The organism is Oleiphilus sp. HI0132, from assembly GCF_001635845.1.
The window spans coordinates 1-856 of sequence record NZ_LWGJ01000618.1 but is presented as its reverse complement, the minus strand read 5'-3'; the positions used below and the strand labels follow the sequence as shown (position 1 = coordinate 856).

The window sequence follows — 856 nt, the reverse complement described above, 5'->3', positions numbered from 1 at the left end:
CTGACAAAAACAGAATCCATGCAGAAATTCGGTCATAGAACTCATATCGACTTTCAACAAAGGTAGTAGGGTGATTAAAGTGGCGGACATCTACCCGGTATGAACTCAGCTCCTTTCTAATTAAAGCTGAATACATTTTTGAGTCAGAAAATATTCCTAGACTACGCTCACACAGATAGTTTGGCCCAAGATACCGGTCTTCTATACTGAGCTGATTACCCACGATTACTCTCGCGTTATCAGACTGCGCAACAAACATATCAAATAAGTCGATATGAGGATGCTCTTTGAGCTCCTGCTTTTGACTTTCCTCTACCAGCATTTGAGGCAAAGCTTTCACACCTTCCAGATAGAAAGCCTCATCCTTTTCAGTACTTACGTATACAGGCCTATCCGACGATTCAGGTTCCGATAGAGGTTTCCCTGCACGAGTCCGATAAAAAGATGTTTTAGTAGAGTGTGTTTTGACGCTTGACTGCGATAAACCTGAATACACATCCGAATACAAATTGTTCGGCTTTATGTCATATCCTTTTCTAGTGAAAGGTATTGAAGTGCTTCGTTTGGGAGCTTGCCTCTGAGCCCGGTATATTTCAGGGTCAATAAAGCGTAAATCTGGCTTTGGTTTCTTATGTAATTTTAGGCGTTTAAACACTGCGGCGAACCTCCCTATTCCCTGCATGAACTTGTCAATTCCCTTTTATCGGCAGTTCCAATACTGCCTGAAGCGCAGTTTATTCGAATTTTGAACCTAGTCACAATACAAAAACACGAGATAATCCAAATATGTGACACATTACTTCCATCATAAAACCAGATTTCACATTTGTTTGCAGAACCTTAGCTTACTTTTGCG

General features: G+C 41.0%; 1 protein-coding gene. It reads right to left on the bottom strand.

The window, feature by feature from the left end; translation table 11 throughout:
• On the bottom strand, nucleotides 1-655 hold a 655-nt coding region (locus tag A3766_RS07530), incomplete at its 3' end, for a hypothetical protein (protein WP_156508766.1).
• Nucleotides 656-856 lie beyond the last annotated feature (201 nt).